Origin of the sequence: Plantibacter elymi (nom. nud.) (assembly GCF_900177795.1) — a bacterium.
GTDB lineage: Bacteria > Actinomycetota > Actinomycetes > Actinomycetales > Microbacteriaceae > Plantibacter > Plantibacter elymi.
Genome location: NZ_FXWJ01000004.1, coordinates 327188 through 350189, shown reverse-complemented (window position 1 = coordinate 350189; position 23002 = coordinate 327188). Strand labels below are relative to the sequence as shown.

General features: G+C 69.7%; 21 protein-coding genes and 1 tRNA gene. 14 read left to right on the top strand and 8 right to left on the bottom strand.

Annotation, left to right across the window (positions count from 1 at the left end; genetic code table 11):
• Positions 1-250: 250 nt before the first annotated feature.
• The 3 genes from CCK91_RS14175 (at position 251) to CCK91_RS14165 (ending at position 6474) form a co-directional block, all read left to right on the top strand.
• Positions 251-5173 (top strand): ExeM/NucH family extracellular endonuclease, encoded by a 4923-nt coding sequence (locus CCK91_RS14175; protein ID WP_086474537.1) that lies wholly within the window; start codon positions 251-253, stop codon positions 5171-5173.
• Between the two features lie 120 nt (positions 5174-5293).
• Positions 5294-5959 (top strand): hypothetical protein, encoded by a 666-nt coding sequence (locus CCK91_RS14170; RefSeq protein ID WP_086474536.1) that lies wholly within the window; start codon positions 5294-5296, stop codon positions 5957-5959.
• 107 nt (positions 5960-6066) lie between these two features.
• Complete coding sequence (locus CCK91_RS14165) at positions 6067-6474, top strand: SseB family protein (protein WP_086474535.1); 408 nt, start codon at positions 6067-6069, stop codon at positions 6472-6474.
• Positions 6475-6644: 170 nt separating this feature from the next.
• Here the strand turns inward: CCK91_RS14165 and radA are convergent, their stop codons facing one another.
• Complete coding sequence (gene radA / locus CCK91_RS14160; protein ID WP_086474534.1) at positions 6645-8021, bottom strand: DNA repair protein RadA; 1377 nt, start codon at positions 8019-8021, stop codon at positions 6645-6647.
• Positions 8022-8130: 109 nt separating this feature from the next.
• Between radA and CCK91_RS14155 the strand changes: the two genes are divergently transcribed.
• Positions 8131-8220 (top strand) — tRNA-Ser (locus CCK91_RS14155).
• A gap of 98 nt (positions 8221-8318) precedes the next feature.
• On the top strand, positions 8319-8591 hold the full coding sequence (locus CCK91_RS14150) for a hypothetical protein (RefSeq protein WP_086474533.1): 273 nt from the start codon (positions 8319-8321) through the stop codon (positions 8589-8591).
• Positions 8592-8670: 79 nt separating this feature from the next.
• Here the strand turns inward: CCK91_RS14150 and CCK91_RS14145 are convergent, their stop codons facing one another.
• On the bottom strand, positions 8671-8958 hold the full coding sequence (locus tag CCK91_RS14145) for a hypothetical protein (protein WP_086474532.1): 288 nt from the start codon (positions 8956-8958) through the stop codon (positions 8671-8673).
• 24 nt (positions 8959-8982) lie between these two features.
• Complete coding sequence (locus tag CCK91_RS14140) at positions 8983-9225, bottom strand: hypothetical protein (RefSeq protein ID WP_133060003.1); 243 nt, start codon at positions 9223-9225, stop codon at positions 8983-8985.
• Positions 9226-9406: 181 nt separating this feature from the next.
• Between CCK91_RS14140 and CCK91_RS14135 the strand changes: the two genes are divergently transcribed.
• The 5 genes from CCK91_RS14135 to CCK91_RS14115 are packed head-to-tail and all read left to right on the top strand — an operon-like array spanning position 9407 to position 12194.
• Positions 9407-10372 (top strand): nuclear transport factor 2 family protein, encoded by a 966-nt coding sequence (locus tag CCK91_RS14135; RefSeq protein ID WP_086474530.1) that lies wholly within the window; start codon positions 9407-9409, stop codon positions 10370-10372.
• A 44-nt stretch (positions 10373-10416) separates the two neighbouring features.
• On the top strand, positions 10417-11034 hold the full coding sequence (locus CCK91_RS14130) for a GNAT family N-acetyltransferase (RefSeq protein ID WP_086474714.1): 618 nt from the start codon (positions 10417-10419) through the stop codon (positions 11032-11034).
• A gap of 9 nt (positions 11035-11043) precedes the next feature.
• A complete protein-coding gene (locus CCK91_RS14125; protein ID WP_242664548.1) occupies positions 11044-11412 on the top strand; it encodes a nucleotide pyrophosphohydrolase in 369 nt (122 codons plus the stop codon).
• A gap of 9 nt (positions 11413-11421) precedes the next feature.
• Positions 11422-11685, top strand: a complete 264-nt coding sequence (locus CCK91_RS14120) for a DUF1653 domain-containing protein (protein WP_086474529.1) — start codon at positions 11422-11424, stop codon at positions 11683-11685.
• A gap of 17 nt (positions 11686-11702) precedes the next feature.
• The gene (locus tag CCK91_RS14115) at positions 11703-12194 is read left to right on the top strand and encodes an SRPBCC family protein (protein WP_086474528.1); all 492 of its coding nucleotides are present in this window, start codon (positions 11703-11705) and stop codon (positions 12192-12194) included.
• A gap of 13 nt (positions 12195-12207) precedes the next feature.
• Here CCK91_RS14115 and CCK91_RS14110 read toward each other — a convergent pair whose 3' ends face one another.
• Complete coding sequence (locus CCK91_RS14110; RefSeq protein ID WP_086474527.1) at positions 12208-12525, bottom strand: DUF7882 family protein; 318 nt, start codon at positions 12523-12525, stop codon at positions 12208-12210.
• 71 nt (positions 12526-12596) lie between these two features.
• On the opposite strand from CCK91_RS14110, the gene CCK91_RS14105 reads away from it, so the two are divergent.
• Positions 12597-12953 (top strand): DUF6804 family protein, encoded by a 357-nt coding sequence (locus tag CCK91_RS14105; RefSeq protein ID WP_086474526.1) that lies wholly within the window; start codon positions 12597-12599, stop codon positions 12951-12953.
• A gap of 56 nt (positions 12954-13009) precedes the next feature.
• Positions 13010-14293: an FAD-binding protein gene (locus CCK91_RS14100; protein ID WP_086474525.1), complete on the top strand. Its 1284-nt coding sequence runs from the start codon at positions 13010-13012 to the stop codon at positions 14291-14293.
• A gap of 200 nt (positions 14294-14493) precedes the next feature.
• Here CCK91_RS14100 and CCK91_RS14095 read toward each other — a convergent pair whose 3' ends face one another.
• The 4 genes from CCK91_RS14095 to CCK91_RS14080 form a co-directional block, all read right to left on the bottom strand.
• On the bottom strand, positions 14494-15156 hold the full coding sequence (locus CCK91_RS14095; RefSeq protein ID WP_086474524.1) for a pentapeptide repeat-containing protein: 663 nt from the start codon (positions 15154-15156) through the stop codon (positions 14494-14496).
• 82 nt (positions 15157-15238) lie between these two features.
• A complete protein-coding gene (locus CCK91_RS14090; RefSeq protein WP_086474523.1) occupies positions 15239-15544 on the bottom strand; it encodes a hypothetical protein in 306 nt (101 codons plus the stop codon).
• 9 nt (positions 15545-15553) lie between these two features.
• A complete protein-coding gene (locus CCK91_RS14085) occupies positions 15554-15823 on the bottom strand; it encodes a putative acetyltransferase (RefSeq protein ID WP_242664547.1) in 270 nt (89 codons plus the stop codon).
• A gap of 16 nt (positions 15824-15839) precedes the next feature.
• Positions 15840-17333: an SDR family NAD(P)-dependent oxidoreductase gene (locus tag CCK91_RS14080; RefSeq protein WP_086474522.1), complete on the bottom strand. Its 1494-nt coding sequence runs from the start codon at positions 17331-17333 to the stop codon at positions 15840-15842.
• A 193-nt stretch (positions 17334-17526) separates the two neighbouring features.
• Between CCK91_RS14080 and CCK91_RS14075 the strand changes: the two genes are divergently transcribed.
• Positions 17527-21150, top strand: a complete 3624-nt coding sequence (locus CCK91_RS14075) for a DEAD/DEAH box helicase (protein ID WP_086474521.1) — start codon at positions 17527-17529, stop codon at positions 21148-21150.
• Between the two features lie 63 nt (positions 21151-21213).
• Positions 21214-22950 (top strand): cation:proton antiporter, encoded by a 1737-nt coding sequence (locus CCK91_RS14070; protein ID WP_079705195.1) that lies wholly within the window; start codon positions 21214-21216, stop codon positions 22948-22950.
• Positions 22951-23002: the final 52 nt, after the last annotated feature.

Genomic DNA, 23002 nt, shown 5'->3' with positions numbered 1-23002 from the left:
GAAGGTTGGTGCTCGTCGGAGTGACCGATGAGACCGTTCACAACACACCGCTGATCAGCACTTTCGCCGGTTTCCAGTGCGAACCGCGTGCTCAGATGAGCAGGCCCGGATTTACGTGCCGTTCACATTCGCGGTGGTCTTCCGTCACGCATGTCGGTTAGCTTGTGAGGCACTACCCATCGTCTGTGCCTCGAATGGGGGGTGCGTTGTCGCGCGCTCCGAACGAGGACGGCCCTCGATTCGGAGCCACATGTCGTTCAAACACCCGTGGAGGCTGTCCGCCTTCGCCGCCCTTGCCGGGCTCGTCGCCGCACCCCTCGTGGCGACACCAGCCGTCGCCTCGACCGACGGCCTCGGCGTCGTCATCAACGAGGCCTACCTCTCGGGCGGGAGCGCGAACGCGCCCTACCAGAACAAGTTCGTCGAGCTCTACAACCCGAGCGATGCGGCCGTCGATGTCAGCGGCTGGTCGATCCAGTACCGCAACGCGACCGGGACCGGCCCGTCCTCCGGTGTGACGCCACTGACCGGTTCGATTGCTGCCGGCGGGTACTACCTCGTCGGAGCTGCCGGAAACTCTGGCGGGAACGGTGCGGCTCTGCCCACCCCAGACGTGTCAGGCACGCTCAACCCCTCGGGGTCGACCGGCACCATCGCGCTGGTCGCGTCCACCTCGGCGGTCACGTTGCCGATCGGTTCGACCGGCGCTGACCCCTCGGTGGTCGACCTGCTCGGGTACGGCACCTCGAACACCTTCGAGACAGCTGTGGCCCCGGGGCCCTCGAGCAACAGCGTCCCGCAGTCGATCAACCGGACGAACTTCGCCGACACCGACAGCAACGCCGCCGACTTCACGCTCAGCGGCACGATCACGCCGCAGAACAGCGCCGGCGACACCCCGGTCGACCCCGAGCCGACCCCCGACCCCGAGCCCAGCCCCGAGCCCACCGACCCGACCACCCCGGTCGAGCCCGGTACAGCGACGATCGCCGACATCCAGGGCACCGGCGCCGCGAGCACGATGGTCGGCCAGACGGTCACCACCACGGGCTTCGTCACCGCGAGCTTCCCGACCGGCGGCTTCAACGGCTACTACCTGCAGACCGCGGGCACCGGTGGAGCGATCGACCCCGCGACGCACCTCGCGTCCGACGGCGTCTTCGTCTACTCGCCGGCCACCGTCGGCTCCGTCGCCGTCGGCCAGTACCTGCAGGTCACCGGCGTCGTGGACGAGTACTACGGCCTGACACAGCTGAAGGTCACGGACGCGGCCGCCGTCACGGTGCTCGACGCCACCGGCGTCACGGCACCGACCGCCGCGAGTGTCGCTTTCCCGGCGACCGATGAGGAGCGCGAACGCCTCGAGGGCATGCTGCTCGCCCCCGCCGGCGACTACACGGTCACCGACAACTACAGCACGAACCGCTACGGTGAGATCGCGCTCGCGGCGTCGACGACGCCGTTCGTCACGCCGACGGTCCTCGGCAAGCCCGGTTCCGCTGAGGCGCTCGCAGCCGCGGCGCGGGTCCCGGCAGAGAAGGTCGTCCTCGACGACGGCGCGACCGTCGACTTCTCGAAGGCGGAGAACACCGGCACGCCGCTGCCGTACCTCTCGACCACCGCGCCCGTCCGGGTCGGTGCCGCCGTCGACTTCACCGCTCCGGTCGTCTTCGACTTCCGCAACAGCAACTGGAAGTTCCAGCCCACGCAGCAGCTGACCGGTGCCAACACGGCGACCGTGCAGCCGGCGACGTTCGAGAACACGCGCTCCACCTCGCCTCGCGGCGTCGGCGGCGACGTTTCCCTCGCGACCTTCAACGTCCTCAACTACTTCGCCACCACCGGCGACTCCCGCACCGGGTGCACCTTCTACACCGACCGTCAGGGCGGCAAGACCACGGTGAACAACTCCGACGCCGCCGGTTGCGGTGTCCGAGGTGCGGCGACGGCCGAGAGCCTCGCCCGTCAGCAGGCGAAGATCGTCTCGGCGATCAACGCCCTCGACGCCGACGTCGTCTCGCTCGAGGAGATCCAGAACTCCGCCTCGATCGGGCTCGACCGCGACGACGCCCTCACGACGCTGACCGCGGCGCTCAACGCCGATGCCGGCGAGGGCACCTGGACGTTCGTCCCGTCGCCCGCGAAGGTGCCCACGGACGAGGACGTCATCCGCACGGCCTTCATCTACAAGTCCGCCACCGTCGAGACCGTCGGTGAATCGCGCATCCTGCTCGACTCGCCCGCCTTCGACAACGCCCGTGAGCCCGACGCGCAGGCGTTCAAGCCCAAGGGTGCGGACGACGCCGCGACGTTCCTCGTGATCGCGAACCACTTCAAGTCGAAGAGCACCTCGGCAGCAGCCACCGGTGACAACGCCAACACCGGTCAGGGCGCCTTCACCGGCGACCGCACGCGTCAGGCCAAGGCCCTCGTGACCTTCGCGGACACGGTCTCGAAGGACGTCGGCACGAAGAAGGTCTTCCTCGTCGGTGACTTCAACTCCTACGACGCCGAGGACCCGCTGGATGTGCTCCGCGACGCCGGCTACATCAGCCAGGAGGCCAAGACCGGCGAGTACACCTACGCGTACGAAGGCGCGGTCGGGTCACTCGACCACATCTTCGCATCGCCGGAGGCCGACCAGAGCGTCACCGGTGCGGACGTGTGGAACATCAACTCCGTCGAGTCGATCGCCCTCGAGTACTCCCGCTACAACGCGAACGTGACCGACTTCAACGTGCCGGACATGTTCCGTTCGAGCGACCACGACCCCGTGATCGTCGGCATCAGCGCCGACGCGAGCGAGTCCGCGACCGTCAACCTGCTCAACATCAACGACTTCCACGGTCGGATCGACGCCAACACGACGAAGTTCGCGGGCACGATCGAGCAGCTCAAGGCGATGTTCGCGCCCGACCAGACGGCGTTCATCTCCGCTGGTGACAACATCGGCGCCTCGCTGTTCGCCTCCTCCTCGCAGCAGGACCAGCCGACGATCGACGTGCTCAACGCGCTCGGCCTGAAGGCGTCCGCAGTCGGCAACCACGAGTTCGACCAGGGCTACGGCGACCTCGTCGACCGCGTCATGGCCGACGGGAAGAACGCCGCCTGGCCGTACCTCGGGGCCAACGTGTACCAGAAGGGCACGAAGAACCCGGCGCTCAAGGAGTACACGATCCTCGACATCGACGGGGTGAAGGTCGCCGTCGTCGGTGCCATCACGCAGGAGACGCCGACGCTCGTGTCGCCCGCCGGCATCGCGGACCTCGACTTCGGGGACCCGGTCGAGGCCGTGAACCGCGTCGCTGCCCAGCTCACCGACGGCGACGAGTCCAACGGTGAGGCGGACGTCATCGTCGCCGAGTACCACGAGGGTGCCGGGGCCGGCACGCCGGACGGCGCGACCCTCGAGCAGGAGCTCGCCGAACAGAGCGCCTTCACCGAGATCGTCACCACGACGAGCGCGGACGTCGACGCCATCTTCACCGGCCACACGCACAAGCAGTATGCGTGGGACGCCCCGATCCCCGGCGTGACCGGCAAGACCCGCCCGGTGCTCCAGACCGGCAGCTACGGCGAGTTCATCGGTCAGATCACGCTGACCGTCGACCGCGCGTCGGGTGACGTCACCGCCTACACCGCGAAGAACGTCGCCCGCACCACGGTGGCCGAGGCCGACCTGGTCAAGCAGTTCCCGGCGGTCGCGACGGTCAAGACGATCACCGACAAGGCCCTCGCGGTCGCGGCGGAGATCGGCAACCAGAAGATCGGTGAGGCGAAGGCCGACATCACCCGCGCGTTCAACAACGGGGTGAAGGACGACCGCGGCGCCGAGTCGACGCTCGGTGCGCTCGTCGCCGACTCGCTCCGCGCCTCGCTCTCGAGTGCCGACCGGGGCGGAGCCGACATCGGCATCGTCAACCCGGGTGGCATGCGTGAGGAGATCCTCGCGGGCGACATCACCTACGCCGAGGCGAACGCGGTACTGCCGTTCCTCAACAACCTGTGGACGACCTCGCTCACGGGTGCGCAGTTCAAGACCGTGCTCGAGCAGCAGTGGCAGCTCGACGCGGCCGGGAACGTGCCGTCCCGTCCGTACCTGCAGCTCGGACTGTCGTCGAACGTGCAGTACACGTTCGACCCCACGAAGGCCCAGGGACAGCGGATCACGAGCATCACGGTGAACGGTGCGCCGATCGACCCGAGCAAGAGCTACCGGATCGGCTCCTTCAGCTTCCTGCTGCAGGGTGGCGACAACTTCCGCGAGTTCGCGAACGGCACGGACACGCGCGACTCCGGTCTCGTCGACCGCGACGCGTGGATCGCCTACCTGACGGCGAACAGCCCGGTGTCCCCGGACTTCGCCCGCCAGAGCGTGCAGGTCACGAACGCGCCGACCGCAGCGGTCGCCGCAGGGAAGACGGTCTCGTTCGACGTCGCGAAGCTCGACCTCACCTCGACCGGCAGCCCGGTGAACACCTCGCTGGCGATCGAACTCAACGGCTCGCCGATCGGGACGGTCCCGGTCACCGCGGGTGCAGCAACGGTGTCCTTCACCGTGCCGGCGGGTACCGCTGACGGCGCGGCGACGGTGCGCCTCACGGCACTCGAGTCGGGGACGACGCTGACGGTGCCGCTCACGGTCGCGACGCCGCCGGTGGTCACGCCGCCGACGCCCGCACCGGAGTCCGCGCTCATCCAGGCGCTCAAGGACCTGATCAAGGCGATCACCGACTTCATCATCGGCAAGCTCGCCACGATCCACGTCGGCAAGGAGTACGCCGGCACCTGGGTCAGCGTCTGGCTGCACTCCGACCCGATCCTCGTCAGCGACGGCCTCGTGCAGGTCGACGCGGACGGCAACGTGCAGGTCACGGTTCCTGAGGACGCCCCGGTCGGTGCCCACCGCCTCGTCGTCCAAGACGCCGACGGCAACGTCATCGGCTGGCAGGACATCGTCGTGCAGGCTGCGGCGGTCGACCCCGGTACCGACCCGGGCACCCAGCCCGGTGCGGGCGGCGGGACCGGTTCGGGAACGGCCGGCGGAAGCCAGGACGGCAGCCTGAGCAAGACCGGTGCCGAGCCGTGGGGGAACGCGGCGCTCGCCGCGCTGCTCCTCGTCGGTGGTCTCGCGCTCGTGATCGCCCGTCGTCGCTCGGCGCAGCAGCTCTAGGCGCTCACGACACCCAGCACCACCGAGCACCATCCCGATGCCCCGTCATCGGTCGGACCACGGTCCGCACCGACGGCGGGGCATCGGGCGTTTCCGCGCCACTGCACTTAATCTGTGAGCATGTCGAGCCTCACGAATCCCCGCGGACCGGAGCGGCCCGCCGTCTACTGGCGACGCAGGTTGATCGTGTTCGGTGTCCTGCTCGCCGTCATCGTCCTGGTCATCGTGCTCATCGTCCGTCTCGCGTCGGGTCCGGGCACCGAGAACACCGCGGCGAAGACGACCCCGACGCCCACCGCGACCCCCGCGCCGACGGCTGCTCCGGAGGCGTCGACGACCGCACCGATCGACGAGGCCGCGACCACCGACCCCGGTTCGGCGGCCGCGTGCACGGCCGACCAGATCCGCGTCGAGGCGGTCGTGAACGGGACGAGCTTCGCGGCGGACGAACTCCCGCAGCTCTCGCTGAGCGTGACGAACACCGGTTCGGCCGCGTGCACGATGAACGCCGGCACGAGCCAGCAGGTGTTCACCGTTTCGAGCGGTGACGAGCCCTACTGGACGTCGACGGACTGCCAGACCGCACCGAGCGACCAGCAGGTGCTCCTCGAGCCGGGGAAGACGGTCTCGTCGAACCCGCCGATCACCTGGGACCGCACGCGGTCGGCGCCCGACACCTGCGACCAGCCGCGCGACCCGGTGCCCGCCGGTGGTGCGTCGTACCACCTCAACACGTCGATCGGTGGCTTCGTCTCCGCCGACAGCGCGCAGTTCCTCCTCAACTGACGGAACCTGCTCGCCGAGCCGCCCCGGTCACCGAGCCGCCCCCTCGGTCACTGAGCCTGTCGAAGTGCTCGACTCGCGGCCCCGCACCGGCCTGCGACAATGGACGCATGGCGAAGCAGAAGCGACCCGAGTTCCGTTCCGAGCCCTTGGCCGCAGCCCTCGCCGCCGGCGACATGGTCGCCGTGGCCCTCGCCCTGCGGAACGGTCGGTTCGTCGTCCCGCTCATGAAGCCGGGCAACCCCGACAAGCCGACGGAGACCGGCGAGGTCTGGATGTTCCGCCAGCCTGAGACCGCGAGGCTCGCGCTGCTCCTCTTCTCCGATGCGAAGAACAAGCCGGCCGCCCTGCCGCCCTACGTCGGCCTGCACGACGGCGCCTGGCTCGCCAGCTTCCTCCGCACCTACGGCGACGACATCGAGACGGTGCTCTTCGACGTCGCCGGTCCGCACTCGCTGCAGGCGTCGCCGGAGGAACTGCTGCGGGTGCTCGAGCTCGAGGCGCCGGCCGCCGAATAGCTCGATCCTGATCGCAGGTCCTGCTCTCGGCGGCGTCTGCGGTTCACAACTCCTGCACGTCGTCGTCCGAACGCGGACAGGTCCCGTTCTGGGGCCCTGCGGGACCAGTCCGCAGGAGTTGTGAACAGGGCGCCCCGGGCCTGGTTCGTGGAGCAGGCGGGCGGGTCCGCTCAGAAGGCGGCGTCGAGCTCGCGTTCGCGTCGGGCGGGCTGTGCCGCCTCGGCTGCGGTCTTCGCGATGCCCAGCACCGACTTGAGGTCGTTGCTGACGTCGGAGTTGAGCAGCAGCTTGTAGCCGAGTCGGTTGCCCTCCGAGCCGCGCTGCTTCGCGACGCTCACCGGACGCACTTCGCCGCTGAGGCTGATCTCGCCGTAAGCCGCGAGGTCGCGGGGGAGGGCCAGGTCGCGGATGACGGAGACCAGGGCGAGGGCGATCGCGAGGTCGGCTGCCGGTTCGCTGATCTTCACGCCGCCGACGGTGGAGATGTAGACGTCGTGGTCGGTGAGGTCGTAGGAGTAGCGGCCGTGCAGCACGGCGAGGATCATCGCGACTCGAGAGGGGTCGACGCCGTTGGTGACCCGGCGGGGGTTCGGCGCCTGCGTCTTGTTGATGAGCGCCTGGACTTCGACAGGCAGTGCGCGGCGTCCCTCCATGACGATGGTGACGCAGGTGCCGGCGACGGGCTCGTTCTGGCTGAGGAAGAGGGCGCTCGGGTCGGGGACCTCGGCGATGCCGTCGCCGGCCATCTCGAAGCAGCCGACCTCGTCGGTGGCGCCGAAGCGGTTCTTCTGCGCGCGGAGGAACCGGAGCGCGGTGTGGCGGTCGCCTTCGAACTGGCAGACGACGTCGACGAGGTGCTCGAGGAGCCGAGGGCCGGCGATCGATCCGTCTTTCGTGACGTGGCCGACGAGGAGGATCGGGAGGTCGCGTTCCTTGGCGATGCGGGTGAGGACGGCTGAGACCTCGCGTACCTGGCCGGGTTGTCCGGCGAGGCCGTCGGACTGCGAGGAGGACACGGTCTGGACGGAGTCGACGATGAGGAGCTTGGGCTGTACCTGGTCGATGTGGCCGAGGATGGTGGCGAGATCGGTCTCGGAGGCGAGGTAGAGGTCGTCGTGGAGCGCGCCGGTGCGTTCGGCACGGAGGCGGACCTGGCCGACCGACTCCTCTGCGCTGACGTAGAGGACGCGGGCGCCGGTCTTCGCCGCGCGGGACGCGACCTCGAGCAGCAGGGTCGACTTGCCGACGCCAGGCTCGCCGGAGAGGAGGATCGCGGCGCCGGGGACGATGCCGCCGCCGAGCACTCGGTCGAACTCCGCGATGCCGCTCGACCAGCGCGGTGCCTCGTCGGCGCGGGCCTCCGTGATGGGACGTGCGGCGCGTTCGTCGGTGGCGCGGATCGGGGTCAGCTTGCCGAGGACGCCGGTGGGAGCCGACGCTTCGACGACCGTGCCCCACTGCTGGCATTCGCCGCAGCGACCGGCCCATTTGGCGGTGGTCCAGCCGCATTCGGTGCAGCGGAATGCGGGGGAGGGTGCCTTGGCCATGCGGCCAGCCTAAGCGCGGCCGCCGACACCGCCGGCCCTCCGCGCCGCCTGTGGATGACCGGCATCGCTCAATTCGCGTCGGCGCTCGTCTTCTATTACACTCGACCCCGGTACCGTGTCCGAGCGGCCGAAGGTGCAACTCTCGAAAAGTTGTGTGCTTGAAAGAGCACCGTGGGTTCAAATCCCACCGGTACCGCCACGAAGAAGCCCCCTCCATCCCCGAGCAACACCGGGACGGAGGGGGTTTTTCGTCGTCATGCCCGTCCGTCGGCGGCACGGGCGGCATAGCATCGAAGCGTGCAGACGGGGGAAGACGCGGAGTTCGAGGTCGAGCCTCGCTGGAAGGAAGAGGTCGTCTACTGGGAGGGGGCCGAGGGCTTCGTCTTCGACGCCGGGTGGGGCGTGGATCCGCCCGTGCTCTACATCCCGTTCCCAGAAGAGTGGGACGCGGTCACTGCGCCATGGATGCATGGCCGACGCGATGAGATCGTGGAACGGATACGTCGACATTCTCGGCATCGGATCGAGCCCGGGCCCTATCCCGGCCCGGGGCGCCGGGTTACACGCTGACCGAGAGCCGAGAGATCGCGAGTAACGTTCCGCGCGAGCACGCTGCAGATCGGAATGAGCGCAAGGAGCCACGGCTCGTTCATGATGATCGACTCCGGTCGACAGGTGCCCGGCGAGATGAGGAGCGCGACATCCACCTCGTCGCCTGCTCTGCGACGGCGGACAGCACCAGCCCGGGCGTCATGATCAGTGCTACCGCCGCGATGCCGATGAGCGACACGAAGGCGTCGGAAATCGTCGCCGCTTCCCACGCACCAGCGGGGATCTCGCGCAGCATCGCGTTCCGCAGCCCCTCCCACAGGAGGTAGCCGACCCCGAGGCCCAGCAGACCGCCGACGGTGCGAGCGAGCGCGTACCGGTTCAGCATGCACGGAGCCTTTCGTCAAAGCGATCAGGCATCATCACGGGGTCGGGATGTCTGGATCGCGTCTGCGACCTCGTGCTCGGAGAAGCCGTCCTCGAACAGCTGCGCGCGGACCTCGACGTCGGCACGAGCCTGCTTCCCCTGCGGCCGTCGACGGCGCATCCGCATGTACTGGGTGCCGAGCGCGAGGACGAGGAAGAGGACCAGCACGGCGAGCAGGAGTCCGAGCGCCAGCAGCAGCCCACCACCCACGTCTTGGATCAAGCCCACGATGCACCCCCCCCGGATGACACGATCGTTGCACCCAGGGTAGAGAACAGGCCAGGCAGATGCGAGCCGCGAGAGCAGACTTCGGGAGGTTTCAACCGCCGTCGAACTGAAAGACACGGATTCCCAGCGAAGCCCAGGGACACCTCACCTGAGGTTCAGAACGCCGTCGCACAGTGATTCCATGACCAGATCACGTGCCCTCGTCGTCCCCCTCGTCCGCGCCGTTGCTGTCCTCGCCGGCGTCTCACTGCTCGCGGGGTGCCAGGCCACCTCCGCAGCCGTGCCTGATCCGTCGTCCTCGGTCTCGTCGGCGCGAAAGGGGAGCGCCGACGGCGGCTCGACGGGCGACCGCAGCGACTCGAAGACCGAGCAGAAGAACCTCGCCGCCGTGCTCAAGCTCTACACGGACGCCTTCCCCGACCCCGCCTCCTCGAAAGCGGTGGCCACGACCGACAAGCTGGTCGCGGCCGACGCCGTCGCGCACGGCTCCGGGCAGAAGAGCGGGCCGAGCGGCGTCCTCGCCGAGTTCACCGCCGACCGGACACGGGTCCCCGGGGCGCAGGCGGTCGTCAAGCACACCGCGGCCGACGGTGACCTTGTCGCCGTGCACTACCAGGTCGCCTCCGACCCGGCCGATGAGCGGACAGGCGAGGCCGCTGTCGACCTGTTCCGCGTGCGGGACGGCGCCGTCGTCGAGCGATGGGCGTTCGATCAGCCGATCGCGACCGGGACACCGGCGAGCGGGAACACCAACACGATGTTCAGCGACCTCTACAGCCCGGCGAAGCCCGCGGTCGCGCCGTCGGAGAAGCAGGAGGAGCAGAACCGGACGTTCGCGGTGAACGCGTACAACACGCTGTTCCGCGACCAGGACGTCTCGATCCTCGACAAGGCCTTCGACCCCGCCTACCTCCAGCACAACCCGGTCGCACCGAACGGAACGGCGGCGCTCAAGTCCTTCTTCTCAGGTTCCGCGACCTTCCCGCCGCAGGAGTCGGTCATCTCGCTGAGCGACGGCGACCTCGTCTGGACGTTCTCGCAGAGCGTCGGCGCGAAGGCGGACGACCCCGTTCTGGCAGCGGACATCTTCCGCGTCGACGACAAGCTCATCCGCGAGCACTGGGACGTGGTGCCGACCGCCGGGTGAGTGCTTGGCCTGCACAGGAGTTCCGCCTCTACGATGGGGGCACCGTGACGACCCTCGACCCGCATCCGTTCGCGATCCGCCTCTACGAGCCGAGCGACGAACCCACCTGGGTGCGTTGCCGGGTGCTCGCCTTCCTGCCGACCCAGTATTACGACGACGTGTGGCCTCGCCGCCCCGATGTCGTGGCGCCGTCGTTCGGGCTGGTCGCGGTCGATGTCGAGGGACAGGTGCTCGGCCTGCTCGACATCACCGTCGACGGTGACGAGGCCACGATCGACTCGGTCGCGACACATCCCGATCATCAGAGCAGGGGGATCGGCGCCGCTCTCCTTGAGGTAGCCGTAGAGCGGCTGGCCCGGGCAGACATCACGAGGCTCGATGCGTGGACCCGCGAGGACCAGGCAGCGAACTCCTGGTACCGGCGCAACGGCTTCTCCGAGGCGTTCCAGTACCTGCATGTGCACCTGGAAGACGGAGACGACGCCGAAGGGTTCACGACTCCGGCCGGGTTCAGCAGCCCGGTCCGCGCGTTCGTCCATGCGGGCATCGAGCGCGAGCAGGAGCTCAGGGAACGCTTCGCTCGGGTGTATGTGTGCCGCCAGTATGTCCGGGACCTGTCCGCCGGAACTCCAATCGAGACAAGCATCGAAAGCGCTGATTAGGCTCTGGGCATGACTCAGGACTTCGCAACGCTGAACGCCCACGCCATGGAGGTCGCCGCCGCCTACGACGATCTCAGCACGAAGCGGATCGGACGTCCGTGGACGAACCAGGAGGTCGCCCTCGGCTTCGTCGGCGACGTCGGTGACCTCGCCAAGATCGTGATGACGCTCGACGGGACGCGTCGCATCGACGGCATCGGACTCGAACAGCTCGAGCACGAACTGTGTGATGCCATCTGGTCCTGTCTCGTGCTCGCCGACCGCTTCGGGATCGACATCGGCGAGGCGTTCCCTCGTCAGATGCAGGACCTGGTGCGGCACGTGTCCGAGCTCCGCGCCGAAGAAGCGGGCACCGACTCCGCGACGCCCGCTGGTTAGAATCGCGGCATGAGCGACGACAGCACGGCCAGCACCGACGACGGCGAGTCCTTCGGCGTCGAGCCCGGCACCTATCGGCACTTCAAGGGCGCGCGGTATGAGGTCATCGGCGTCGGGCGCCACAGCGAGACCGAGGAACCGTATGTCTTCTACCGGACGACCACGACCCCGCCGACGTCGTGGGTGCGACCGCTCGCGATGTTCGTCGAACCCGTCTCGCGCGACGGCTACGAGGGACCGCGCTTCGCCCGCGTCGAGGACGACGCCGACTGACCACGGAGGAGCACCGCATGACCGACACCGATCACACCCAACCCGAACCGGCCGACGAACGCGATCTGCTGGTCGAGCGGATCATCCACGCGCCGCGATCGGCCGTCTGGGCCGCGTGGACTGACCCCGCGACGCTCGGGCAGTGGTGGGTGCCGTCGCCGGCGGTGTGTCGGGTCGTCGAGTTCGAGCTGCGACCCGGCGGGTCCTTCCGCACCGAGTTCAGCGAGGACGGCGTCGACTTCGTGCCGCAGATCACCGGATGCGTGCTGGAGGTCGATCCGGAGCAGCGACTCGTCTGGACGACGGCGCTGACCGCAGGCTGGCGCCCCGCCGAGCAGCCGTTCATCACCGCCGTGATCGACCTCGCCGACCACCCCGACGGCACCCGCTACCGCGCGACCGCGCTCCACAGCGGGGTCGCCCAGCGCGACGAACACCTCGAACTCGGTTTCCACGCCGGCTGGGGGATCGTCACGGAGCAACTCGCCGCGCTGGTGGAGCAGCGCTGAGCTAGCCCTCCGGTCACGCCGTCTCCGGGGCGGTCGTCGTGCCGGGTTCGGGCGTGAGCATCATGCCGCCCGGCGTGTAGGAGGAGTCGAGCAGGGCGCGCACCCACGCCTGGTTGACCGACGGCTCCGGCTGCGCGAACCGGAACTGCAGTGGGACGTCGCTCGTGATCCAGAGGCTCACCCGTCCACCGCCATCCACAGCCCCCTTCGTCCACTCGACGAAGAATGACTCCCGACGACGCAGCTTGTTCCCGATCGCCGCCCTGAGGTGGGCGAGCACGCGGTCGTCGAAGTCGTAGTGACTTCCGGCACCGTAGATGAGAACGCCCATGCAGTGATTGTGCCGTATCCGCCCCGCCGCACCGCTCGGCGACGCCCCGCCGCTCCACGTAAACTCGTGGGATGCCGAGTCCGACGTCAGCTCCAGCCCCTGCGCCCTTCGCCCTTCGCCCGGCGCTCATCCCGGGCATCATGGGTGCGGTCGCGCTCATGCTCGGCCTCGCGCTGCTCGAACTCGACGCCTTTACGATCGTGCTGTTCGTGGTGAGCATCCTCGCGCTCATCATGGCCGTGTTCGCCTGGCAGGCCAAGCAACCGCTCTGGATGATCCCGACGCTGCTCGTCGCGATCGTGTGGAACCCGGTCCTCCCGCTCCCGTTCAGCGGCATCCCCTGGATCATCGCGCAGTTCCTCGGCGCGGTCGTGCTCGTCTCCGTCGGCATCCTGCTCGAGAACAAGCACGCCACCCCGCCCGCCTGACCGGAAATGTTTCGGGAACGCCTGCGGGTCGTCTCAGCTCTGGCAAGCTTGCGCTCATGACGCTTGAACGCAACTGGGCCGGCACGCACACCTTCGCAGCGCCGCGGATCGTGAACGCCACGTCGATCGACGAGGTCCGCGCACTCGTCGCGGAGGCCGCCAGAACGGGCACGCGTGTCCGAGCCCTCGGCACCCGACACTCGTTCACCGACCTCGCCGACTCCGACGGCACGCTCATCACGGTGCTCGACATCCCCGCCGACCCGGTGTTCGACGAGGCCGCCGGCTCGGTGACGATCGGAGCCGGGACCCGATACGGGATCGCGGCCGCCTGGCTCGCCGAACAGGGCCTCGCCTTCCACAACATGGGCTCGCTCCCGCACATCTCCATCGGCGGCGCGATCGCGACCGGCACCCACGGATCCGGCAACGACAACGGCATCCTGTCCTCAGCGGTGAGCGGCCTCGAGTACGTCGACGCCACGGGCGAACTCGTCCACGTCCGTCGCGGGGACCCCGGCTTCGACGGCCTCGTCGTCGGACTCGGCGCGTTCGGCATCGTGGTGCGCGTGACGGTCGACGTGCAGCCCGCCTACCGCGTGCGCCAGGACGTCTACCGTGACGTCCCGTGGGACGCCGTCCTCGCCGACTTCGAGGGCGTCACCGGTGGTGCCTACAGCGTGAGCATCTTCACGAACTGGCTCGGCGACACCGTCGAGCAGATCTGGTGGAAGACCCGCCTGGCCGCTGGCAACGACGAGCTGCCCGTGGTCCCGGAGTCGTGGCTCGGCGTGCAGCGGGACTCTCTGATCGCCGGCAACCTCGTCGAGACGGACCCCGACAACCTCACGCTGCAGGGCGGTGTCCCCGGCGACTGGTGGGAACGGCTGCCGCACTTCCGGCTCGAGTCGACGCCGAGCAACGGCGACGAGATCCAGACCGAGTACTTCATCGACCGCGCCGACGGACCCGCCGCGATCACGGCCCTGCGTGTGCTCGGCGATCGCATCGCCCCGCTGCTGCTCGTGACCGAACTGCGCACGGCCGCGCCCGACAAGCTCTGGCTGAGCGGTGCGTACCACCGGGAGATGCTCGCCGTGCACTTCACCTGGCGCAACCTGCCCGAGGAGGTCCGGGCCGTGCTGCCCGCGATCGAGGAGGCGCTCGCTCCCTTCGCCGCCCGCCCGCACTGGGGCAAGCTCAACCTCCTGACGGCCGAGCGCATCGCCGAGGTCGTGCCGCGGCTCGCCGACGCTCGGGACCTCTTCGAGGAGTTGGACCCCGCCGGGACCTTCTCGAACGCACACCTGGAGCGCATCGGAGTCCGTCTGCCCCGGTAGCGGGTGCCGATTGCTCGGGTGCCAGCGCGGTGCGCTGACGCGAGCGCGGGTCATCGGGCGGCAGCGCGGTGCGCTGGCGCGAGCGCTGGGGAACCGGCGTGGGCGCGGGGCACACGCGTGAGCGCGGGTCTCCGGAGACCCGCGCCCACGCGCCAGACCCGCGGTGACGTCAGCGCACCGCGCTGGCGCAACCCGGGAGGTCAGTCCTCGACTCGGATGCCGAACTGCTCGGCGAACATCGCGGCGAGCTCGCCGACCTGGAACGGGGTCATCGTCGCGCCCCGCAGATGCTCGATGCCCGCGATGCGCCGCAGCTCGAGCGTCCGGAGGTCGACGTCGGTGAGCCTCGCCCGCGTGACGTCGAGACTGTTGAGCGTGCAGTCGACGAACCGGACCCGGGTGGCCGTCGCATCGGCGAGGTCGAGTTCGTCGATCGTGCAGTCCTCGAACAGGACGTCCTGCAGCACGGCCCCGCGCAGATTGACGAACCCGAGCTTGCACCCGGTGACCCGCACGGACTGCCAGTTCGCGTCGTAGCAGTCGGCGGAACCGACCCGGGAGCCCTCCAGCTCGACGTCGCGCAGCCGGCTCCGAGGGGCGAGGAGGATGGGCGCGTCCCACCGCTCGAGCCGGGAGTCGAGGAACGACGCCGCTCGGAGGTCGGTCTGGTCGGCTCGAACACCCGCGAGCAAGGACTCGGAGATCGTGATGCCCGAGAGGTCGCGGTGCGACAGGTCGAGGTCGGCGAACCGCAGGCCTTCGACGCTGTCGTGCGCGTCGAGGGCGCCCTCGTCGCCGTCGGCCAATCCGATGAGACGGACGGGGTCGAGCCGTGGTGCCGTCGTTCCGGTGCGTTTCGCCATGCCGTGTTCTCCCGATGCCCGTGCGTGATGGGGTGATCCGGCCAGCCTAGGGGCGGCCGCCGACGCGCTTCCGAGCCACCGCTCAGCTCGCTGTGAACCGACCGGGGAGGAAGGGCAGCAGGGGAGCGCGGTAGACGAGCGACGTGTCGACGCCGGCGGTCAACGTGGTCCGGGCCGCGCCGTACCGCCAGACCCGGTTGAAGAGGAAGACCTCGAAGGAGACGTCCGTCCCGCCGACCTGCCAGCTCCCCGTGCCCCACTGCGCCGGCTGGCCGCGCCCCTCGAACACCACCGTCGGACGCTGGAAAGCGCCGTACCAGGGACGTCGGAGTGTCACTTCGACGCGATGGTGCGTCGGCGACGGGTCCTGGGTGACTTCGCTGCTCATCGGCCCAGCCTAGGCCGAGCGGCGGCGTTCCCGTGGTGCCGGTGCCGGCGGGACGGGCTTCGCGGCGATGACGTCGGTGTCGGCGATCACGACCGGCCCGCGCTTGGTCTCGACCGTGCAGCCCGTGTCCGACCGATCGACGAGCTCGCCGAGGGCGTCGGTCGCACCCGCCTCAGCGCCCTCGGGCAGTGCGAAGCGCACGACGACCCGCGAACCGAGCGGTGCCTCCCGGAGGAAGCTGACGGCCGCCGGACCGATCATCGCCGGGTCCTCGACCACGACCGCGAGTCGAAGCTCACCAGGAGCTCGGGCGGTAGTCCTTGAGGAAGACGCCGAAGAGGTTCTCGCCGGCCTCGCCGCGGACGATCGGGTCGTACACCCGCGCCGCGCCGTCGACGAGGTCGAGCGGGGCGTGGAAGCCCTCCTCCGCCAGTCGCACCTTGGTCGGGTGCGGGCGCTCGTCGGTGATCCAGCCGGTGTCGACGCTCGTCATGAGGATGCCGTCGGTCTCGAACATCTCCCGCGCGCTCGTCCGGGTGAGCATGTTCAGCGCGGCCTTCGCCATGTTCGTGTGCGGGTGGCCCGGACCCTTGTAGCCGCGACCGAAGACGCCCTCCATCGCGGAGACGTTGACCACGTAGGTGCGCGGGAAGTCGGATGCGGCCATCGAGGCACGCAACCGACTGATGAGGATGAACGGGGCGGTCGCGTTCGCCAGCTGGACCTCGAGCATCTCGATGGGCTCGACCTGGTCGACGTTCTGCACCCAGCTGTTGCTGTGGTCGACGTCGGGTACGAGGCCACCGGCGTCGATCGCGGTCCCGGCGGCGAGGCGTTCGAGCGAGGACGACCCGGCCGTCATGGCCGCCTCGGTGAGGGCGTCGGCCTTGGCGGCCGCAGCAGCGAGGATCGGGTGCGCGGACACCGACGCCGCGAGCGACAGCGGGTGTGCGTCGTTCGTATGGCCGAAGGTGACGAGCTCGGGTAGCGGGCCGTCGGGCAGCGGGGCGAGCTCCGCGTCGACGAGCGGCTGGTACGCGCCCTTCGTGCGGCGGACCGTCTGCGCGGCGTTGTTGATGAGGATGTCGAGCGGACCCTGCTCGGCCACGGAGTCTGCGAGGGCGATGACCTGGGCCGGGTCGCGGAGGTCGATGCCGACGACGCGCAGCCGGTGCAGCCAGTCGGCGCTGTCGGGGAGCGCGCTGAAGCGGCGGACGGCGTCGCGTGGGAAGCGCGTCGTGATGGTGGTGTGGGCGCCGTCGCGCAGGAGTCGCAGCGCGATGTACATGCCGATTTTCGCGCGGCCGCCGGTGAGGAGGGCGCGCTTGCCGGTGAGGTCGGTGCGGGCGTCGCGCTTCGCGTGGCTCATCGCAGCACACTGCGGGCAGAGCTGGTGGTAGAAGGCGTCGACCGTCGTGTACGGCTGCTTGCAGATGTAGCAGTTGCGCGGCACCAGCAGTTCGCCGGCGGTCGGAGCCGTCGTGGTGGTGGCGAGCGGGATGCCCCGCGTCTCGTCGTCGATGCGGTCGGGGGCGCCCGTCGCGGTGGCGGCGATCACGGCGCGGTCGGCGTCGGCGATCCGAGCCCGACGGTCGAGTCGGCGCTCCTTCTTGACCGCCTTGAACATCTTGGCGGTGGCGCGGCGAACCTGGAGGTAGTCGGGGTGCTCCTCGTCCATCGTCGCCATGGTCTGGAGGACGCGCAGCGTGACCTCGAGATCGGTGGGATCGATGCCCGCGTCGTCGCCGGGAGCGTGGTTCGCAGGCTCGCCGTGGGGGAGAGAGGTCATTGCTTCATTCTACGAGCCGCAGGACGTGCCTCGGTCGGTGCGGTGGTCAGCGCGGGGCGCTGGACCGACCGCGACCCACAGGCGTGAGCGCGCCCCTCCGGAGGGGCGCGCTCACGTCGGAGACCCGCGCTCGCGTCAGCGCACCGCGCTGGCCCGAGGGAAGGGTGTCCGTCGTGCGTGAGACCATGGGGCGATGACTCCCGAGCCCGCACCACTGGTCGACGTGGCCGACCTCGTCCGGCTCGTCGGGCGGGTGGCGTTCGACCGCGGCCGGGTCTACGCGAGGGACGGCCGGGTCACCGCCGCCGACTGGGACCCCGACAAGCGTCGGCTCCATGGGATCGTCGAAGGCTCCACCGACGTCCCGTACGCCTGCATCATCGACCTCGGCGACGACACCGGCGGGTTCGCACGGATCGAAGGCAGCGCGTGCTCCTGCCCGCTCCGCGGTGACTGCAAGCACATCGTCGCCACCCTGCTGCACAGCAACGCGGCCCACCTCCGGGCCGAAGGTCGCTCCGACCGGTGGGTGGCCCCACAACGGCCGCCTGCGGGGAAGGAGGCATCCTGGCGTTCCGACCGGCGTTGGACCGCGCCCATCAACGACCCCGCGCTCGACGAACCGGCCGAGCACCAGCCGATGTACGCCCTCGACGAGCTCGACGACCTCCCTGCCTCCTGGCGTCCGGAGGCGGAACGGCGAGCAGCGCGATGGACCCCGAGTCCGCAGACGCCGCCGGCGCCGCCCAGCTGGCGGAACCGGCTCGACTCCCTCGCCGGCGACGCCGGTCGCGCCACAGCGCCGACGGCCATGGGCCTCCAGTTCGAGGTCCGCGAGAGCATCCCGCGCACCGCCGAACGCTGGCGCGGACCGACCTCCCGCACGGCCGACGGCCCACCCGAGCCCCGGCACCCCCGCCGGATCGCCGTCAGGCCCGTGGTCAAGAAGGCCGGTGGCGGCTTCGTGAAGTCGACGATCTCGTGGACCTCCTTCACGCACCAGGGCCACCGGCTGTCGCTCGATCCGGCGCATCAGCAGTGGTTCACGCAGTTCCAGGCGCTCCTGCGTGCCACCCGTCCACCGGCCGGTGCCTACGCCGGCGCCGGCGACTCGGACTGGCTCGTCCTCGACGACTTCGGCAGCCCCGTCCTCTGGCATCTGTTCGAGGAGGCGGCCCAACTCGGGATCGAACTCGTCGGCACGCGGAAGGGCACGGTCACCCTCGGCACCGCAGCCGCCATCCGGCTGGACGCCGCGCACGACGACGAGGGCGTGGTCCTCCGATCCGTCGTGACGATCGACGGCACCGACGTCGACGCCGCCACGAGCGGAGCCCTCGGCGACCACGGGCTCTACCACTACACGCTCGAACCCCAGCAGGCGATCGTGCTCGCACCGCTCGCCGAACCGCTGACGGACGAGGCCCGCGGACTGCTCGGGCCAGGCGAGCCCGTCGTCGTCCCCGAGGCCGAGGTGGCGGAGTTCCTCGAGCACTACGTCCCACGACTCCGCCGCAGCATCTCGCTGAGTTCGACGGACGGCACCGTGGCCCTCCCCGAGATCGTGCCACCGGTCCTCGTGCTCACGGCCTCGTTCGAACCGAAGCAGACCCTTCGCCTCGCCTGGTTCTGGCAGTACGCGCCGGCGCAACGCGTCCCGATCGGTGGCGGCACCCCGGCGCTCGCCGCAGGGCGACCACTCGTGTCGACGGTGCCGCAGGGCGCGCCGACCGACGCCGCCACCGGAGCTGCCGCAGCGGAGGTCCTCCGCGACGAACGCGCGGAGCGGGCCATCCTCGACCGGGTCGGTGCCGCCATCGCCGCCGCAGCGGAACCGGAACGCCGGGCACTCGCCGCGGGCTCGTTCGACGAGCTCACGACGCCGGGTGTCTGGCCGCCCAGGCCGCAGGTCCTGACGGAGTTCGACGCGGCGCTCGTCACCGAACGCACCCTGCCCGTCCTCGAATCGCTCGACGACGTCCTCGTCGAGGTGTCCGGCGACCGCCCCGAGTACCGGGAGCTCACGGGCACGCCTCACATCTCGGTCACCACGGTGGAGACGGAGCAGCGCGACTGGTTCGACCTCGGGATCGTCATCCACATCGGCGAGTACAGCGTCCCCTTCGAGCCCCTCTTCAAGGCCCTCTCGAAGGGGCGCACCAAGCTGCTCATGGTCGACCACACCTACCTCTCGCTCGAGCACCCCGCCTTCGACCGCCTGCGCGAGCTGCTCACCGAGGCGGCCGCGCTCAAAGAGTGGGAGACGAAGCCGAGCATCAGTCGTTACCAGGCGAGCCTCTGGGCCGACTTCGAAGACCTCGCGAACGAGACCGAGCAGGCCGTCTCCTGGCGCGAGGCTGCAGCCGGACTCAACGCGATCGAGGCGGTCCCCGACACCCCGCTGCCGTCGGGACTCCACGCCGACCTCCGGCCCTACCAGGTCGAGGGCTTCCGCTGGCTCGCGTTCCTCTGGCAGCACGGACTCGGCGGCATCCTGGCCGACGACATGGGGCTCGGCAAGACCCTCCAGACACTCGCCCTCGTCGCCCACGCGCGCGAGACGACCGGGACCACGGCACCGCCGTTCCTCGTGGTCGCCCCGACGTCGGTCGTCTCCAACTGGGTCGCCGAGGCCACGCGCTTCGTGCCGGACCTCGTCGTCCGCAGCATCGCGACCACGCAGGCGAAGGGGAGCGCGTCGATCGCGGACCTCTCGGCGGGCGCCGACATCGTGGTCACCAGCTACGCGCTGTTCCGGCTCGACGCAGCGGCGTACCAGGCGGTCGCCTGGTCTGGGCTCATCCTCGACGAGGCGCAGTTCGTGAAGAACCACCGCGCCAAGCTGCACGAGTGCGCGGTCGACCTCCGGGCACCGTTCAAGCTCGCGATCACCGGCACGCCCATCGAGAACACACTCATGGAGCTGTGGTCGTTGCTGTCGATCGTCGCGCCGGGGCTGTTCGCGTCGGCGCCGCGCTTCACCGAGCACTACGTCAAGCCGATCGGCAAGGGGCTCGACTCGAGTCGGCTGCAGACCCTGCGCCGACGTATCCGTCCGCTGCTCATGCGCCGGACGAAGGAGATGGTCGCGCCCGAACTGCCGCCGAAGCAGGAGCAGGTGCTGCGCATCGAGCTCGCACCGGCCCACCGCAAGCTCTACGACCTCGTCCTCCAGCGCGAGCGGCAGAAACTCCTCGGACTCGTCGACGACCTCGACCGCAACCGGTTCATCGTGTTCCGCTCGCTCACCCTCCTCCGCATGCTCAGCCTCGACGCGAGTCTCATCGACGCCGAGGAGCACGCGGGCATCCCCTCGAGCAAGCTCGACGCGCTCCTCGAACAACTCGACGACGTCGTCGCCGAGGGGCACCGGGCGCTCATCTTCAGCCAGTTCACGAGCTTCCTCAGCACCGCCGCCCGCCGGCTGGAGGAGCAGGGCATCGCGTACGAGTACCTCGACGGGTCCACCCGTCGTCGGGGTGAGGTCATCGACCGATTCCGCACCGGTGACGCCCCCGTGTTCCTCATCAGCCTGAAGGCCGGCGGGTTCGGCCTCAACCTGACCGAGGCGGACTACGTCTTCCTGCTCGACCCGTGGTGGAACCCTGCAGCAGAGGCGCAGGCCATCGACCGCACGCACCGCATCGGCCAGACGGAGAACGTCATGGTCTACCGGCTGGTCGCCGCCGACACGATCGAGGAGAAGGTGATGGCGCTCCAGGCGAAGAAGTCGGAGCTCTTCGCCGCCGTCCTCGACGACGACGCGGTGTTCAGTCAGGCGCTCACCGCGGAGGACATCAAAGGCCTGCTCGAGTAGTCTCCCGGCGCTCACGACAGCCGTCGGGGTGGGGCCGGTCGAGCGACCGATAGCCTGATCGCTATGGAACTCGGGGTGTATGCGGTCGTCGGCATCGCGGTGATCGTCGCCGTCGCGGCCTTCTCCCGCAAGCTCGGCGTCGCCGCGCCGATCATCCTCGTGATCGTCGGTGTCGGGCTCTCGTACCTCCCGGGCGTCCCGGAGATCGAGGTCGAACCGGAACTCGTGCTCGACGTCGTCCTGCCGCCCATCCTCTACGCTGCGGCGATCAGCGTCCCGATCATGGACTTCCGCCGCAACCTCGCCACCATCACGAGTCTGTCCGTCGTGCTCGTCATCGTCACCGCGTTCGGTGCCGGCTTCCTCCTCTTCAGCCTCCTGCCCGACCTCAACCTCGCCGCCGCCATCGCCCTCGGCGCGATCATCAGCCCGCCCGACGCGGTCGCGGCGACCTCCATCGGACGCCGTCTCGGCCTCCCGCCCCGCCTCCTGACCGTGCTCGAGGGCGAGGGGCTCGTGAACGACGCGACCGCGCTCGTGCTACTCCGATCGGCGAGCGCTGCGGCAGCCGGCGGCATGCTCACGCCGTGGGCGACGGTCGGCGACTTCGTCTACGCGGTCGTGCTCGCGATCATCGTCGGCTTCATCGCCGGGTACGTGACCGTCTGGCTGCGGTCGAAGCTCAACGACTCCGTCCTCGACACCGCGATCTCCATCGCCGTCCCCTTCGTGGCGTTCATGCCGACCGAGGCGCTTGGTGGGTCCGGCGTGCTGGCCGTCGTCATCGCCGGCCTGTACACGGGCCACGCGAGCTCGGCCGCGTTCTCGGCACAGGCGCGGATCAGCGACCGCATCAACTGGCGGACCATCCAGTTCCTGCTCGAGAACGCCGTGTTCCTCCTCATCGGACTCGAGATCCGCACCCTCATCGGTGCCGTCGACGCCGAGATCCTGTCCGTCGAGGAGTCCATCGGGATCGGTCTCGTCGCGACGGCCGCGCTCATCGCGCTGCGGTTCCTGTGGGTGGGCCCGCTCGTGCTCGGGCTCCGCGCACGAGAACGCTGGGCCGAACGGCAGACCCTGCAACGGTGGCTGTCGATGGGGTACTCGGAACGGTTCCCGAGACAGAACCGCCGATGGCATCGACGGCGCCGGCGGGAGCGCGCCTACGAGCGGCAGCGCGCCGACCTCGAGCAGTTGCGGCTGGAGCAGATCGACTGGCGGGGTGGCGTCATCCTCAGCTGGTCGGGCATGCGCGGCGTCGTGACGCTCGCCGCCGCACAGTCACTGCCGCAGAGCACCCCGTACCGCGAGCAGCTCGTCCTCATCGCCTTCACGGTCGCCGTCGTGACGCTCGTCGTCCAGGGCGGCACGCTGCCGTGGCTCATCCGGCTGCTCAAGGTGCAGGGGATCGACGAGTCCGAGGACCGTCGACAGCTCGCGACCCTGCTCGACGAGATCAGCTACGCGGGCATCAGCGTGCTGGAGGACCCGGCATCGGCGGTCGGCATCGAGGAGGAGATCGACCCCGATCTGCTCGAACGCGTCCGGCAGTCGACGTTCCTGCGGGCGGAGGCCGCCTGGGAACGCTCGCGCGAGTCGGTCTCGCCGAGTGAGACGCACGCCGAGACACCGCACCGGCTCTACCGACAGCTGCGCCTCGCCGTCGTACAGGCCGAGCGCGAGCGGCTCCTCGACGCCCGGGCGCGCGGTGCGTACCCGTCGCGCATCCTCGCCGAGGCGCAGACGATGCTCGACATCGAGGAGACGCGCCTGCGTCCGCCTCGTGCCGACCACTAGCCCGACCCCCCACCCCGTCCCCGGTTCCCTAACTCAGGACTCCCGCGGCGTG